Annotated in this window: 1 protein-coding gene; it reads left to right on the forward strand. The window is 42.8% G+C overall.

Annotated features, from left to right (window positions below):
* A partial coding sequence (locus tag FD38_RS03515) for a transposase (protein WP_157058826.1) occupies positions 1–717 on the forward strand: 717 nt, incomplete at its 5' end.
* Positions 718–913: the final 196 nt, after the last annotated feature.

A 913-nucleotide genomic window follows, 5' to 3' on the forward strand; every position in this document is an offset into this window, starting at 1 on the left:
TTTGACTTAGATACCAAGCTTTCTTGGGAACTATTAACGCTCTTTCCTCACGCTCAAATCATTCGTGAAATTGGCGACCTTAATGAATTAGAAAACAGAATATTAGCAGCTCATTTTAAGGGGATCGGGCCCAAACGAGCCCACGACGCTGCCCGAAAGCTGTGGAAGTTAGCCGCTAAGAATGGTGATGCGGTTTCGCTTAGCTCCGATAATACACGCCAAATGAAGGTTTTAGCAGAGCAGGTCTTGGCATTAGAAACTGCGCAGGACCAGCAGGTCTTGCGCATGACGGCGCTCGGTAAATCCTTACCTGAGTATGAATTACTTCAAACAATTCCAGGGATTGGCAGTAGTACCGCCATTCGATTAATTAGCGAATTGGGTGATATCCGTCGTTTCAATACGCGTCAACAACTAAATAGTTATGTGGGTATCGACATGACGGAAGTCGACTCTGGCGACCATCAATCAGCTCGACATATCACGAAACACGGCAATCCACACGCACGTCGAATTCTATATTGGACAGTGATTCTTATGATTAACCCCAAAATGGGTAACAATCACATTCGCGACGCATACGAAAAAAGACGAGAAGCCTCTTCTTCGAAGAAGAAACTCATCGTCCGTCAGATGGATCGCCTTATCAAAACAATCCTATACCTAATAAAAACGAATCAACCTTACTCCTATGAGCTAGCACCTCAATCGAAGTAACATTCGTTATATCTATAGTACCAGCCTTGAAAAAAAGTTGAAACCTTCAAGGCTTATTTAGCTGGCTTAAAATCAATAAAATAACAGGAATAGGGCATTGGTTCAGTGACGAAAGACCCCGTCACCGAACCAATGCCCTAAGTTTCTTATCATGAATCGTTGATTTAACAACATTTCCATTGACAAGACGTAGAAA

It is taken from the genome of Levilactobacillus zymae DSM 19395, assembly GCF_001434115.1.
In the GTDB taxonomy this organism is placed as follows: Bacteria; Bacillota; Bacilli; order Lactobacillales; family Lactobacillaceae; genus Levilactobacillus; species Levilactobacillus zymae.